Annotated in this window: 13 protein-coding genes and 1 tRNA gene; 5 read left to right on the top strand and 9 right to left on the bottom strand. The window is 59.7% G+C overall.

Features of this window, described 5'->3' with window-relative positions:
* Positions 1-49 precede the first annotated feature (49 nt).
* The gene (asnS, locus tag ACILSI_RS11765) at positions 50-1,414 is read left to right on the top strand and encodes an asparagine--tRNA ligase (protein ID WP_395722075.1); all 1,365 of its coding nucleotides are present in this window, start codon (positions 50-52) and stop codon (positions 1,412-1,414) included.
* A 24-nt stretch (positions 1,415-1,438) separates the two neighbouring features.
* Positions 1,439-2,311, top strand: coding sequence for a protein-disulfide reductase DsbD domain-containing protein (locus tag ACILSI_RS11760; protein ID WP_395722074.1), 873 nt, complete (start codon positions 1,439-1,441; stop codon positions 2,309-2,311).
* Here ACILSI_RS11760 and ACILSI_RS11755 read toward each other — a convergent pair whose 3' ends face one another.
* The 9 genes from ACILSI_RS11755 to ACILSI_RS11715 all read right to left on the bottom strand — a co-directional run bounded on the left by ACILSI_RS11755 (position 2,312) and on the right by ACILSI_RS11715 (position 12,196).
* The gene (locus ACILSI_RS11755; RefSeq protein WP_395722073.1) at positions 2,312-2,593 is read right to left on the bottom strand and encodes a DUF167 domain-containing protein; all 282 of its coding nucleotides are present in this window, start codon (positions 2,591-2,593) and stop codon (positions 2,312-2,314) included.
* Positions 2,594-2,595: 2 nt separating this feature from the next.
* Positions 2,596-4,881, bottom strand: coding sequence for a VWA domain-containing protein (locus ACILSI_RS11750; RefSeq protein ID WP_395722072.1), 2,286 nt, complete (start codon positions 4,879-4,881; stop codon positions 2,596-2,598).
* A 13-nt stretch (positions 4,882-4,894) separates the two neighbouring features.
* Positions 4,895-7,057, bottom strand: coding sequence for a BatA domain-containing protein (locus tag ACILSI_RS11745; RefSeq protein ID WP_395722071.1), 2,163 nt, complete (start codon positions 7,055-7,057; stop codon positions 4,895-4,897).
* A complete protein-coding gene (locus ACILSI_RS11740; protein WP_395722070.1) occupies positions 7,054-7,947 on the bottom strand; it encodes a DUF58 domain-containing protein in 894 nt (297 codons plus the stop codon). Before ACILSI_RS11740 ends, ACILSI_RS11745 begins: the two co-directional genes overlap by 4 nt.
* 119 nt (positions 7,948-8,066) lie before the next feature.
* Positions 8,067-9,068 (bottom strand): AAA family ATPase, encoded by a 1,002-nt coding sequence (locus ACILSI_RS11735; protein ID WP_395722069.1) that lies wholly within the window; start codon positions 9,066-9,068, stop codon positions 8,067-8,069.
* A gap of 75 nt (positions 9,069-9,143) precedes the next feature.
* Positions 9,144-9,620, bottom strand: a complete 477-nt coding sequence (ispF, locus tag ACILSI_RS11730; RefSeq protein ID WP_395722068.1) for a 2-C-methyl-D-erythritol 2,4-cyclodiphosphate synthase — start codon at positions 9,618-9,620, stop codon at positions 9,144-9,146.
* 7 nt (positions 9,621-9,627) lie between these two features.
* Entirely contained in the window at positions 9,628-10,503 is an 876-nt protein-coding gene (locus tag ACILSI_RS11725; RefSeq protein WP_395722067.1) for a histidinol-phosphatase, read from the bottom strand.
* Positions 10,504-11,034: 531 nt separating this feature from the next.
* The gene (locus ACILSI_RS11720) at positions 11,035-12,102 is read right to left on the bottom strand and encodes a hypothetical protein (protein WP_395722066.1); all 1,068 of its coding nucleotides are present in this window, start codon (positions 12,100-12,102) and stop codon (positions 11,035-11,037) included.
* Positions 12,103-12,121: 19 nt separating this feature from the next.
* Positions 12,122-12,196, bottom strand: a tRNA-Thr gene (locus tag ACILSI_RS11715).
* A 133-nt stretch (positions 12,197-12,329) separates the two neighbouring features.
* On the opposite strand from ACILSI_RS11715, the gene ACILSI_RS11710 reads away from it, so the two are divergent.
* The 3 genes from ACILSI_RS11710 to gatC all read left to right on the top strand — a co-directional run bounded on the left by ACILSI_RS11710 (position 12,330) and on the right by gatC (position 13,444).
* Complete coding sequence (locus tag ACILSI_RS11710; protein ID WP_395722065.1) at positions 12,330-12,554, top strand: hypothetical protein; 225 nt, start codon at positions 12,330-12,332, stop codon at positions 12,552-12,554.
* Between the two features lie 81 nt (positions 12,555-12,635).
* Positions 12,636-13,055 carry an exosortase system-associated protein, TIGR04073 family gene (locus tag ACILSI_RS11705; protein WP_395722064.1) on the top strand — a complete coding sequence of 140 codons (420 nt, stop codon included), beginning with the start codon at positions 12,636-12,638 and terminating at the stop codon, positions 13,053-13,055.
* Positions 13,056-13,153: 98 nt separating this feature from the next.
* A complete protein-coding gene (gatC, locus tag ACILSI_RS11700; protein WP_395722063.1) occupies positions 13,154-13,444 on the top strand; it encodes an Asp-tRNA(Asn)/Glu-tRNA(Gln) amidotransferase subunit GatC in 291 nt (96 codons plus the stop codon).
* Positions 13,445-13,459 lie beyond the last annotated feature (15 nt).

The following is a 13,459-nucleotide window of genomic DNA, read 5'->3' as shown; positions in this document are numbered from 1 at the left end:
GCTTTCCAAGCTCCTTGCTCCATGCGTTGTGCCTTGTAGCTTTCCGCCCATGGCGCTCGACACGATCAAAGACCTCATCCATTCCGACTCGCCGCGCTCCAGCATCATCGCCCGTGGCTGGGTGCGCACCAAGCGCGACTCCAAGGCCTGCTCCTTCCTCGAAATCACCGACGGCTCGTGCTTCAAGGGCCTGCAAGTTGTTGTCGATGCCGGATTGGCCTCCGCCGAGTTGCTGCCGCGCATTTTGACCGGCGCTGCCGTCGAAGTGACGGGCGATTTGATCGCGTCTCCCGCCGCCGGGCAGAAGTGGGAGATGCAGGCGAAGGAACTGCGCATCGTTGGTGAGGCAGACGCAACGTATCCTCTACAAAAGAAAGGCCACACGCCAGAGTTCCTGCGCACCATCGCGCATCTGCGCCCGCGCACGAATCTCTTCGGCAGTGTCTTCCGCGTGCGCAGCAAGATGGCCTTCGCTGTGCATCGTTTCTTCCAGGAACGCGGCTTTTTCTACGTCCACACGCCCATCATCACCAGCAGCGACTGCGAAGGGGCAGGGGAGATGTTTCAGGTCACGACTTTGAAGCCGAACACGCCCACGAAGCCCGAGCAGGACTTCTTTGGCCGCCCCACCTACCTCACCGTCAGCGGCCAGCTTCAAGGCGAGGCTTTCGCGTGTGCGCTGGGCAACATCTACACCTTCGGGCCCACGTTCCGTGCCGAGAACAGCAACACCACGCGCCACGCCGCCGAATTCTGGATGATCGAGCCCGAGATGGCTTTTTACGATCTCTTCGACGACATGACGCTCGCCGAAGAACAGGTGCGCTACCTCGTGCAGGTCATGTTTGACGAGTGCCCCGACGAACTCGAGTTCTTCAACAAATTCATCGACAAAGAACTCATCGCCCGCCTCAAGCAAACACTCGACAAACCCTTCGAGCGCATCAGCTACACCGACGCCGTCGAGATCCTGCTCAAATCCGGCCGCAGCTTCGAAAATCTGGTTGTTTGGGGCGAAGGTCTGCAAACCGAGCACGAGCGTTTCCTCGCCGAGGAGCACGTCAAAGGCCCAGTCACCATTTTCAACTACCCCAAAGGCATCAAACCCTTCTACATGCGCCAAAACGACGATGGCAAAACCGCTGCCGCCATGGACCTGCTCGTCCCCGGCATCGGCGAAATCGTGGGTGGCAGCCAGCGTGAGGAGCGTCTCGATGTCCTCGAAGGATTGATGGCCAAGCAGAACCTCGATCCCGCGAATTACTCCTGGTATGCCGACCTCCGACGCTACGGCACCGTCCCGCACGCCGGTTACGGCCTCGGCTTCGAGCGCCTGCTCATGTTTGTCACAGGAGTTCCCAACATCCGCGACGTCATTCCCTTTGCCCGTACGCCGGGGCATGCGGCATACTGAAGAATGACGAATGTTGAATGCCGAATGACGAATGGTCCGAGTCGCCGCTGGTTGGTGCTCGTGGTTTTGCTTTCGTCATTCATCATTCGTGATTCGTCATTTGGACAAACAGGTCTCAAAATCCAACTGGTGTCCGAAGTCACCGCCATCGTCCCCGGTAAACCCTTCACGGTCGGCCTTTGGCTGGATCATGATCGCGGCTGGCACACCTATTGGCGCTTTCCTGGCATCGTCGGCGTGCCCACGCAGTTGAAGTGGAATCTGCCAAAAGGCTGGAAGGCGGGCGAACTCATCTACCCCGAGCCGGAGCGCACGCTCATGTTTCAGATCAAGGCCCAGGGGTTTGACCGTGATGTCATGCTGCGCACGGAGATCACGCCGCCCGCCAACTTGAAGATCGGCGAGCTAGTGACCCTTACCGGCAAGGCGTCGTGGATGTGCTGCGGCAATTCCTGCCATCCAGCTTCGATGGACCTCAGCCTCACGCTGCCGGTGGCCGAAAGCTCCGCTATCCATGAGAAATGGCACAAGCTGCTCAACGAGGAACGTGCGCGTGCCGAACAATTCAGCGATGCCTGGACCGCCAGCGCCAGCGAAAAAGGCGAAACGGTCACTCTCACACTCAAACCCGTCACAGCGGAGGCGCGGCTGAGCAAAAGCCAGCGCGAAGCCGACAAGATCATTGTGTTCACCGAGGATGGCTGGTTCGACACCGACAAGCCGCAGATCATCCAACGCCAGGATGACGGCAGTCTCGTCATCAGGCTGACGAAGGCCGAAACCTACCTCGGGGGCAAACCGCCGAAAACTCTGCGTGTCATCGTGCGCAATGAAGAGGGCTGGTTGCAGAACGGCAGGCTGCGCTGCTTGAAGATCGAGCCCAAGATCGTGCGCTGATCACTTCGGCAGCCGATCCATCACCTCCGCAGGCAATTCGAGCGACTTCTGACGGCTGGAGGTTCCGCGAAGCAGGGTGATCTGGCCTTTGGGGCAGCCGAATGCTTCGGCGAGAAATCGGATGAGCTCCGTGTTGGCTTTGCCATCGACGGGCGGGGCGTTCAGCTTCACCAGCAGGACTGGACGGCCTTTTTCATCGGCGGTCCAACCAGCAAACTCCGACTTCTTCGCGCTCGGAGTCACCCGAACGGCAAGCTGGGCGCGGTCATTGTTGGCGGCCATGATCAGACGAGTTTCAAACGTTTGCGCAGGAGCCATTCGGCTGTGAGCAGCAGGATCGCCGCGCCGAACCACCACCAGCTCGACCAGAGGATGGTTTCTTTGGTGATGACCTGTTTGCGGTCGAGCGTTTGCAGGAGATTCGGCAGGTCGGTCGCGGCTTGCTCCTCGCGCAGGAAGCGGCCGCCGCTGTTTTGCGCCATCGTTTCGAGCAGCGGGCGGTTCATGGTGAGCGTGGCCCACTCAGGATTGCCGGTGTCGGAGACGTGCAGCGAGAGTCGCGCATCGCTGCGCGGTGCGCTGGGGCTTTCGGCAACGGCGATCTCGTAGGTGCCCGCTTTGAGCGGCGGTGTGACCGCGCGATAGACGCCGACGTGCGTGGGATCGGCCTCAAGCTGAAGCGTGGCGACTTCGTTGCCATCGTGGAGCAAGTAAGCGCGTGGTTGGGCGTCGGTGACGATGTCGCCTTTGTCGTTGCGGATGCGCACGCGGATCTCGGAAGCCTCGCCTGGCGAGTAACGCAGGCGATCGGTGCCCACCGAGAGTTTCTTCTGGTCGATTTGAAACGGCGGGGCCGCGATCCACGCACCGAGCTGCACCCAGAGGCGCTGATGATACAAGTCGGCCACCTGGAAGCGCCAGCGCCAGAGTTCGTCGGTGCCAAGATAGAGCACAGCACCGGCTCCGACTTGGCGGAAGACGATGGTTGGCTGCTGGGCCTTGGCGAGCGTGATGGCGGCAGGCAGCGGCTCGATGGTCGAGTGCCAGTTCACCTTCGGCAGCGTGGGCCACAGCGTGGCGTTCGCGCTGGGGCTGTCGCTGAGGCGCAGGGCGTCGAAACGCTGACCGTCGGTGGTGAGTTCGATGCTGGAGGTTTGATTCTTGAGGCTGGTGGCTCCAAACCGCACGGGGATGAGCGAGGCGGTTTTGCCATTCGACCACTCGCGCAATTTTCCACGTTGACCGTCGATCATGATCAAGCCACCGCCGCGTTTTTCGACGAATTCAACGAGCCAGTCGAGGTTCTCGGCCTTGAAACGGTTCACCGCAGCATCGCCAAGGATGACGAGATCGTAGCTGAGCAGGTCGTCGCGTGTTTTCGGGAAATCGCGTTGCAAGCTGCCCTTGCCAACGTCATCGGCCATGTCGTCGAAAATCAGCGTGGCCTGCCAGCGCTCATCACGGTCGAAGTGGTTGTGAATGTAGCGCGTCTCCCAGCGCGGACGGCCATCGACGATGAGCACCTTGCGTTTTTTCTCCAGGAGGTGGATGGCAAGTTCGCGTGCGTTGTTGGAGCGCGTTTTTTCGAGCGAGGCTCGATCACCGCTCGCGGCCACCTGGATGTTCACGCTGCGCAGGGTCTTGTCGCGCTGGCCTGGCGCGGGCGGCGGCAGCTCGGCCACGGGGAAGAGGAAGTCGAAGGTCTTCTCGCCTTTGCCGTCGGTGTTGAAGTCTTTTTTCCACAGCACCTTGCCTTGGCTCTCGATGCGCACCGTGGCGGGAATGCCTGCGGGCATGCTGTCGTTGATGGAAAGGCGGCCTTGGAAGTTCTCTTTGCTGAAGACGGACTCGGGCGCGTTCACCTCCAGCAGGGACAAATCAGCCGGTGGCACCTCAGTGCCGAAGCCGATGGTGAAAACGGAGGTGCCGCTGGCCTTCAAGGCCGTGCTGAACTCTTCCGGCGAGCCGCTGGCGTTGTGCTGACCGTCGGTGAGCACGACGAGCGCCGTTCCTGCGGTCGCAGGCCCCAACGCACTGCGCAGCGTTTGGTCGAGATTGGTGATTGGTGTCGTTGCAGGCAGTTCAAACGCGGTGGGCAGCTCTCCCGAAGTGTCTTTGCCGTTTTGGCGGTGCCACCAAAGCCGCTGCGTGTTGTTGCCACGCAGCGCGACGAGCTCGACATCCTGCGTCTCGGCCAGTTTTTTGAGTAGCGGGGTGGTGCCTTTGAAAAGCAGGTCCTCGGCACGTTGGAAGCGCGTTTTGGCCGACTTTTCATCAATGTCATCGCTGAGCTGCATCGACGCCGAGCTGTCCACGGCGATGACGACGCGTCCCAATTGCCGCAACGTGGTCACATGCCGCAGAACCGGCCCGGCGAGCGCCAAAACGAGGATGAACACCGCCAGCGAGCGCAGCAGCGCGGGCACTTTCGCAAAACGTGAAGACACGAACTTCAACTCACGGCGATACAGAAACCACATCACGAACGCGAGACCGAAAGCGATCACGACCACCGGAAACGGCGGGTAACCGCCGGTGAAGCGAAGGGTGGTTTCGGTTTGCGGGGACATGAAGAGGATGGGATCAGCCTTTGGCGATGCGCTGCTGAAGGAGAACTTCGAAGAACAACAGCGATAACAAGGCGATGAGAAGTGGCTGCCAGAGTTCGCTGCCGTGGCGGCGGGTGCGGTCCAGGGCCTGGTAGCCGGGGAGGGATTCGGCGAAGCTGGCTTCGTGGCGATCGGCGATTTTTTTGATCTGATCGGCGGGGAGTGGCTTCAGATCGGATTCGGCGTTGTCAGTGTTGAAGGCGAGGAAGGTGGTCTTGTCGGTTCCGACGCGTTGAAGCTGGAAAATGCCGGGTTGGGCGATGGGAGGGCTTTGGACGAAGACTTTGTCGCCTTCCTGCTGACTCTTGAGCGTCTGTGTCTGACCGGTGGGATCACGCAGGGTGAATTCGGCGCCGAGGTCGGCTTTTTCGAGGTTCAGACGAATCGTGGAGCCGACAAGCTGCCAAGCAGGAGCGCTTCCTTCGGTGGCGAGGTAGGTCGTCAGGCGTTGCATCAGCGGCACGAAGAAGGGCTGGAGTGGCAGATTGGTCCATTCGGCGTTTGCGGTGGTGGCGGCGGCGATGACGCGGCCCTGGCCGTGTTTTTTCTCCAACAGCAGCGGGACATTGCGGTCGAGATTGAGGATGCGCTGGGTGGTTTCGCTGTTGGTGGGCTGCGCAAATTCGAACCAGTGGCGGAATTCGGCGTCTTGGAGGCGGCCACCACGGGCATCGTTGAAGTAGAGCACGCTGGGATGCGTGAGACGCTGCATGAGCACGCGGGCGGGTGTGCCAGCGAGTTCGGCACGAGCCTGGCCTTTGATGGCGGCGGGCAGGAGACCCTCGCCTTTGCGGTAAAGCTCACGGTTGTACCAGTCGATGTCGCAATCGGGGCCGGCGAAGATGAGGAGGCCGCCACCTTCTTTGACGAACTTGTCGAGATCGGATTGTGCGCGGCCTTGCAGTTTTTCGACGTTGGCGAGGATGACGACCTCGGCTTGCTTGAAGTCGTCGTCGCGAAGTTTGCGCAGATCGACCTTCTTGGTGCGGATGAGGTCTTTGAGAGTGTTTGCGGCGGCGGTGTGCGGGGTGAGGGCGAGTTCGAGGAAGTCGGTGGCACCTTCGAGCGGAGCCGCGCCGGGTTTGCCGTCGATGAGCAGCACGTTGAGCTGATTGCGCACCTGCACGATGCTGTGGAAGGCGTTGTCATCGGCAAAGCTGTCGCCTTCGAGGCGCACGGAGAGCGAATGGTCGCCGACTTTGTCGAAGGCGTGTGTGAATGAGAGGACGGCCTCGCCTTCAGGAGCGACGGAAACACGGGCGGTGCGCAGGCGGGCGCCATCGGCCTCCAGATGCACGGGAATGTCCTGCCAGGGGCGTTTGCCGTGGTTCTTGATGCGCACACGCAGGCCGATGGGTTGTGTTTCGGCGGCGACGAGCGCGGAGAGGTCGGCGCTGGCGATGCTGAGGTTCTCGGCGAGATCGCTGCCGATGCGGTAGAAGGTGATCTGCGGCTTCGGTTCTTGCTTGGAGAGGCTTTCGAGCGCGGGCAGCGCAGCGCCATCGGCGATGGCTTTCCAGTCGGCTTCTTGGAAATCGGAGATGATGACGACTTCGCGCGCGGCATTCGGCGCATCCTTCAAAGCCGAGGTGGCGGCCTGAAACGCGTCATTGGCCGAAACGGGGCCGGACATGGAGGGAACATCACCGAGCTTCTTCGGGATGAGATCAAGGGCGGTGGTCGCTTGATCGAGCAATTTACGCGGGGTGCCGCCAGAGAGCACGATTTGGGCGGCAGAGCCTTTGGGAAGCGCTTCGGTGATCTGCTGGAGGTCGGTGCGGGCTTGATCGGCGACGCTGGCTCCGGGCGTGGCGGTTTTTTCCGCCGGAGCACGCATGGAGAAGGAATCGTCGAGCATCACAATGAGCGACGAACTGCCAAGTCCAAGCGAACGCAGCGCGGTGAGCACCGGACGAGCCAAACAGAGTGCGAGCACGATGGGAATGGCGATGCGCGTGATGAGCAGGAGAAGCTGCTCGATCTTCATCTTACGCTTTCGCTGCCGGATGACCTCGTGCAGGAGATGCATCGCGCCCCAGCGCACGGTGACGACCTTACGCTTGTTCAACAAGTGGATAATCAGCGGGATGAGGAAAGCCGCTGCGCCTGCGAGGAGAATGACGTTGAGAAAGGTCATCGCATTCTCAAGGCTAAGTAGTTGCGAAGCGCCGCGGAGTGCGATTCGTCGGTTGGCAGGCTCAAGTAATCGACCTGGTGTTTGCGGAAGCCGTCTTTGAGCTGCTCGGCAAAGTTTTTTTGCACTTCGAGGTAGCGCTGACGAATCGTGGCGGGGTCGAGGAGGAGGAAGTCGTCGTCGTTTTCGAGGTTCTCGAAACGCGCCCAATTGCCGAAGGGGAAATCGATTTCGTCACGGTCCCAGAGCTGAAGGGCGATGACTTCGTGGCCCTTTTTGCGTAGAACGCCAATGGATTGCAGCAGCGCGGCGGGATCGTCGAAGAAGTCGCTGATGAGGATGACGAGACCGCGGCGTTTGAGTCGCTGGGCGAGGGATTCGATGACCGGAGCGAGACTGGTGTCCTTGCCAGGCGTGGTTTGGACCATCGCTTCGAGCAGGAGGTGCAGATGGGTGATCTTGGTGCGGCAGGGAATCACCTCGCGCACTTTGGAGTCGAAGGTGATGAGGCCGACGGCATCCTGCTGGCTCATGAGCAGGTAAGCCAATGATGCGGCGAGCTTGCGGGCGTAGTCGAACTTGAGGATGCCTTTGCCACCACGGTAGTTCATGCTGCCGCTGGCATCAAGGACAATGGTGGCGCGGAGATTGGTCTCCTCGTCGTATTCGCGGATGTAGAAGCGGTCGCTGCGTCCAAAGACCTTCCAGTCGAGGCGGCGGATCTCATCGCCCTGCACATACGGCCGGTGCTGGCGGAACTCGACGCTGAAACCCTTGTGCGGCGAGGCGTGATGCCCAGTGGTAAAACCCTCGACGACAGTACGGGCGAAGAGCTGCAGTGCCTGCAGAGATGTGATGTCTTCGGCTTGGAGGATGTCGCTGAGAGTTGCCACGGGGAGTTGAGGAAATCAGGGGGAGGTCAAGTGGTGGTCAAGATCGTCAAGGCGAGGTCAAGAGGTGAACTGGTAGCGTCTTGACTATCTTGACGACTTCTTGACCTCTTTGACGGAGCTCACAGCACTCGCGCGGCGCTCTTTTTCGTCGTCTTGATGATCTCGGCGATGATTTGATCCACCGTGATGCCTTCGGCTTCGGCGTGAAAGGTGGGCACAAGGCGATGGCGAAGGGCAGGTGTGGCGAGGGCTTCGATGTCGTCGGTGGTGACGTGTGTGCGGCCCTGGAGCAGGGCGCGGACTTTGCCGGCAAGGACGAGCATCTGGCTGGCACGAGGGCCAGCACCCCAGCCGAGCATGCTTTTCACATAATCGGAGGCTCCCGGCTCGTTAGGACGTGTGGAGCGGACGAGGTCGAGTACGAAGTCGATGACATGATCAGGCACGGGAACTTTGCGAGCGAGTTGTTGAGCGGCTTGCAGATCCTCGGCGGTGAGCACGGCCTCGATTTCCTGGCTTTCGCTGCCTGTGGTGCGATTGACGATTTCGCGCTCGTCATCGCGCGTGGGGTAATCGACTTTGATGAGGAAGAGGAAGCGGTCTTTTTGGGCTTCGGGCAGGGGATAGGTGCCTTCCTGCTCGATGGGGTTCTGCGTGGCGAGGACGAAGAAGGGCTTCGGCAGTTCAAAGGTTTCCTGGCCGACGGTGACGTGCTTTTCCTGCATCGCCTCAAGCAGCGCTGCCTGAGTCTTCGGTGGCGTGCGGTTGATTTCGTCGGCGAGAATGATCTGGCTGAAAATCGGGCCGTGCTGGAAAGTGAGTTTGCGGCGGCCGGTTTCGGCATCTTCCTGGATGATCTCGGTGCCGGTGATGTCGGCGGGCATCAAATCGGGCGTGAACTGGATGCGGCGGAAGCTGAGGTGCATCGCGTCGGCGAGCGATTTGACGAGGAGCGTCTTGGCGAGGCCGGGGACGCCTTCGAGCAGGCTGTGACCGCCAGCGGCGAGGGCGATGAAGAGCTGCTCAATGACGGCCTCCTGTCCGACGATGCGCCTGCCGAGGGCGGCTTTGAGTTTTTGAAAATTGGCGACGAGGGAGGCAGCGGAGGCGGTGTCGGACATAAAGGGGAATAGAGAACGGACGCGGACAGAGTGCCTTTGGAACACGAGTGCGCAACGAGCGTTCTTTCCACCGACTTATTTCCTGCTGACGCAGGCGACGGCCATGGCGGCGATGCCTTCCTCACGACCGACAAAACCGAGGCGCTCGTTGGTGGTGGCTTTGACGCCGACTTGGTCAGGCTGAATGCCGAGAGCGGTGGCGATGTGCTGCTTCATGGCGTCGGCGTGCGGTTTGACGCGTGGAGCCTCGGCGATGAGGGAGGAATCGACATTCTCGATACGCATGCCCTTTTCAGCGGCGATCTGGGCGCATTTTTCGAGGATTTTGAGGCTGCTGATGCCTTCGATGCTGGGATCGCTAGGTGGGAACCAGTGTCCGATGTCAGGTTCACCCAGAGCACCGAGAACGGCGTCGGCGATGGCGTGGCTGAGCACGTCGGCATCGGAGTGGCCCTGCAAACCACGGCTGTGCGGAATGGTGACTCCGCCGAGCACGAGCGGGCGGCCTTCAGCGAAGGGATGAACGTCGTAACCAATGCCAGTGCGAACCATGGGCAAATCAGGCATTGTGATCGGCGGCTTTTTTCAAGCTGGCGAGCACTTCGGAGATGTTGAGGTCGATGCGCTGACGGTTGAGGAAGTGGCTGACTTTCTCGTAACCGGCCTCGGCGAGGTGATTCAAGGCCGTGACGAAGTGCTCACCGACGCGGACGGGACGGTGAGAATCGGAGCCGATGACGACTGGGATTTTGCGGTCGGCCATCATGCGGAGCATTTCGAGGCCGGGATTCATCTCGGAGTAGCTTTTATTGAGGCCGGAGGTGTTCAACTCCATGGCGACGCCGGTGGCGGCGATGCGATCGAGCACAGTGGAGACGGTGTTTTTGACGATGGCGAAGCACCAGGAGTCCGGGTGGTAGTTTTTGACCAGATCCGGATGCGCGAGGCAGTCATAGAGGCCGGATTCGGCGGATTTGGCGAGGTGGTCGAAGTAGGTGCGGCGGAAGTTCTCGATGGTGCCGGTTTCGTACTTGTTGAGGTACTCCTTGGCCTGCCAGTGGACGGCACCGAGGACGTAGTGGAAGTCGGCCCGCTGATGCAGTTTGGCGATGTATTCCTCACAGCCGGGGTAATACTCACTCTCGATGCCGAGGCGGATGTCGAGCTTGCCTTTGAAGGCGTGCGCGGCGCGCTGGACAATGGCGACGTAGGTGTCGAATTCGCTCTCCGACATGCGAACGGTGGGCCAGAAGCCGTCGGGCATGGGGCAGTGGCAGGTGAAGATGATGCCCTTGAGTCCTGCTTTGACGGCCTGCTGGGCGTATTCTTCCGGCTCGCCCCAGGCGTGTTTGCACAGCGGTGTGTGCATGTGAGAATCGTAAAACAAAGCGCCAGACTTGGTGGGGCCAGGGGCAGGAAGGGGCGCGGTTGCCACAACAGCAACAGGTGGTGGCGGTGCTGTTGGAGCTGTTGGAGCTGTTGGAGCTGTTGGAGCTGTTGGAGCTGTTGGAGCTGTTGGAGCTGTTGGAGCTGTTGGAGCTGTTGGAGCTGTCTCAGCGGCGGAGGTCACTTTTTTGGGGGCAGTCACCGGTTTGTTTGCCGGGGCTGCTTTGACGACCGGTTTGACCGCTGGGGGGGACGGCTTGGGTGGAGCGGTTTTGGCGGGGGCAGTTTTAGCCGGAGGCAGCTTGGCCGCGGCTTTTTTAACCGGGGGCTTCGGGAGAACCTTTTTTGTGGCCTTTTTCGCTGGCACTGGCTTGGCCGCTGGCTTTTTGACCACCTTTTTAGGGGCGGGCTTGGCTTTTGTGAGCGGTTTCTTCGTGGGAGCTGGTTTGCCCTTCTTTTTCTGAGCCGGTTTGGAGGCGGGCTTTTTGGCGGCTGCCGATTTTTTAGGCTTGCTGGGCGCAACAGGCATGGCCTTTCCCTGGGCCGCCTTTTTCTTGATGCTTTTGGATTTGCTCACTGTCTAGCTCCTAGTTCTTTGCAAGATCAGCCATCCTTTGCCTTCGACATCGGCGATACGCACGCTTTTGCCGCTGCCTGCAGGGCCCGGATAGCAGAGCCGCAGTGTGAGAGGTACATCTTTCCAGTTCCCAGTTTGAAGCTGCTGGAGGAGGGGTTGAAATTTGGGATCCTGCCGGTCGAAATAGGCATAGATCACGTCGTCTTCCTCGGGGTGCTTGATTTCGAGAATTTCGCTGCCCTGCGGTGCCTCGGCGGATGGAGCATGACGCGGTTTGGAGGCAATCACGCGAAAGAGCTTGGGTGTGGCGGGCTGGGTCTGGATGAATTCATTCCAGCCAATCTCTCCGTAGCGCACTGAGCTTTCCCAATCCACCCGGAAGCCGCCGTCCCCCAGCTCTTCAATGATCAAGCTGACGGGTTCGGCATCGCCAAAGACGGCCTGGGCATAACCGAGACGGTAACCTGGCTCCTCTACCGGAAGTATCCAGCCGAGGCTTTTCCATTCACGATGTTCCAGGGAGCGATTGCGGTAAAAATTCTCCATCAAAGGGCGCACACGCTGGGGGTCGCGCACATAGGCCAGCTTTTTCTCGATGGTGTCAGACTCAAAAAAGCCACGAATGGTGGTTTCGATCTTTTGTCGTTTGTTGTCGATGTCCTGAATGCTGGACACAGCGCCGAGGGGAAGTCGGGAACTAGGGGGGCGGGCTTCCTGGGTGAGGGGCAAACTGTGTGTGACAGGCGTCCCAGCATGAGGCGGAGCGATGGTAGCTGTGGCCTTGGTTGTCTCATCAACCTTGGCGCTGTCTTCGGCGAGCAGCGCGGTTTGCTCATGACTGCGGCCTGACCAACGGCGCTCCATTCCGCCGTCGTAAACAGACTGGACGTATTCAGGATTCACCTTGGAGGACTCCCATAATTTGACCATGACCACGCGAACGATCGTGGCGATCATGACAACGAGCGCCATGCAGCCCAGTGCCGTGGCGATCGCATTGATCATGGCCTCACGCCGCCGGGTGCGGCTGCGGCGTGGCGGATCATTGTCAGCGATGCTTGGGTTGGTCATGGGGGACACGCGTTTTGTATGGAGCCGAAGGCGGGATTCGAACCCGCGACCCTCGCATTACGAATGCGATGCTCTACCACTGAGCTACTCCGGCTTGAACGAGTGACTGAAAATAGAGTATATAGGGGCTGACTCTTTCTTGTCATTTGCTTTCTTTCCAGAGGGGTGAAAATCCCCTCCCTGAAATAGCTTTGAAAGGCGGCTTGAACCTAGGGCCGCCTGCGCCAATGGGTCATAAATCCATGCCCCCCCACCCAAATCTGCCTCATTATCTCCTGCCATACGGTGAATTTCTGGCTGAATTGGATGAGATTCAACGCCTCAAATGGATCGCTAGCGAGAATGCCGGACATGACATTGGTTTTGAGTTTGCCCTCAGTGACTGGGCACAAAATCACCGTGCCTCATGGCGACGCATGCGCAATCAGGCCGCTAAAGACAAACCAGCCTGAGGAAGTTGAAGATCTGGTGTAAAAAAGCCCAAATTCGTGGTTGCCAAACAGGTCATAATTTTGTTAATCATATTCAAGAGCATGAAAATCCGCCAATTACTCCTTGCCACCGTCGCCATGGTTCTGACCACCACCGCCTTTGGCGACATCCAGTCTCCTCCGGGCCATCACTTTAATTGGAGCCGTAAGCTCAGCCGTGGCGTCGGTAACATTCTTTTCGGCTGGCTTGAGTATCCTTCTGCATGGACGAAAGCAAATGCGACTGACGGTTCTGTTGCTGCTGCCTCAGATTTCTTGATCGAAGGCACCAAGCGCACCTTGGTGCGCGCTGTTCACGGTATCTATGAAACTGCCACCTTCCCGGTCGCTAGTTGGAAACGCACTTACCGTCCTACCTATGTCACCAAGGAGTCCCAGGACAGTTGGTGGGGGTACACACAGTTCGCTCCCGAGTTGGGATCTCATTCGTCGGCTAGTTACGCCCGTTCTCAGCACTGGTAATCACACCATCAGTTTTTCTTTCCAGGCGCAGGCTGAAAACAGCCTGCGCCTTTTGTTTGCAAAGCGGGCCGCCTGCTGGCAAGAAAGGTGCTCTCCTCATGCCCGCAGCTCATCAAATTGACATCCACCACGTCGCCAAACTGGCGCGGCTCACGCTCACCGAGGACGAGGCGGCGCGTTATGCGGCCCAATTGGACGGGATTCTGACCTACATCGACACCCTGGCGCAGCATGACCTCGGAGCGGCTGAGCCGACGGCTCACGCGATGCCGGTTTACGATGTGCTGCGTGCTGACGTGTCACGCCCGGGCTTCACACAGGAGCAGGCGCTGGCCAATGCACCGAAGCGCTCGGGCGACCAGATTCAAATCCCCAAAGTGATCGAGTAATCCGCCTTTCTCACT

Origin of the sequence: Prosthecobacter sp., assembly GCF_044232965.1 — a bacterium.
GTDB lineage: Bacteria > Verrucomicrobiota > Verrucomicrobiia > Verrucomicrobiales > Verrucomicrobiaceae > Prosthecobacter.
The sequence above is the reverse complement of the archived record's forward strand: the minus strand, read 5'-3'. Positions and strand labels throughout refer to the sequence as shown.

Bases quoted from the DNA above. Each gene is read 5' to 3' on its own strand.
- asnS (WP_395722075.1), top strand. From the start codon at position 50: ATGGCGCTCGACACGATCAAAGACCTCATCCATTCCGACTCGCCGCGC.
- ACILSI_RS11760 (WP_395722074.1), top strand. From the start codon at position 1,439: ATGACGAATGGTCCGAGTCGCCGCTGGTTGGTGCTCGTGGTTTTGCTT.
- ACILSI_RS11755 (WP_395722073.1), bottom strand. From the start codon at position 2,593: ATGGCCGCCAACAATGACCGCGCCCAGCTTGCCGTTCGGGTGACTCCG.
- ACILSI_RS11750 (WP_395722072.1), bottom strand. From the start codon at position 4,881: ATGTCCCCGCAAACCGAAACCACCCTTCGCTTCACCGGCGGTTACCCG.
- ACILSI_RS11745 (WP_395722071.1), bottom strand. From the start codon at position 7,057: ATGACCTTTCTCAACGTCATTCTCCTCGCAGGCGCAGCGGCTTTCCTC.
- ACILSI_RS11735 (WP_395722069.1), bottom strand. From the start codon at position 9,068: ATGTCCGACACCGCCTCCGCTGCCTCCCTCGTCGCCAATTTTCAAAAA.
- ispF (WP_395722068.1), bottom strand. From the start codon at position 9,620: ATGGTTCGCACTGGCATTGGTTACGACGTTCATCCCTTCGCTGAAGGC.
- ACILSI_RS11720 (WP_395722066.1), bottom strand. From the start codon at position 12,102: ATGACCAACCCAAGCATCGCTGACAATGATCCGCCACGCCGCAGCCGC.
- ACILSI_RS11710 (WP_395722065.1), top strand. From the start codon at position 12,330: ATGGGTCATAAATCCATGCCCCCCCACCCAAATCTGCCTCATTATCTC.
- ACILSI_RS11705 (WP_395722064.1), top strand. From the start codon at position 12,636: ATGAAAATCCGCCAATTACTCCTTGCCACCGTCGCCATGGTTCTGACC.
- gatC (WP_395722063.1), top strand. From the start codon at position 13,154: ATGCCCGCAGCTCATCAAATTGACATCCACCACGTCGCCAAACTGGCG.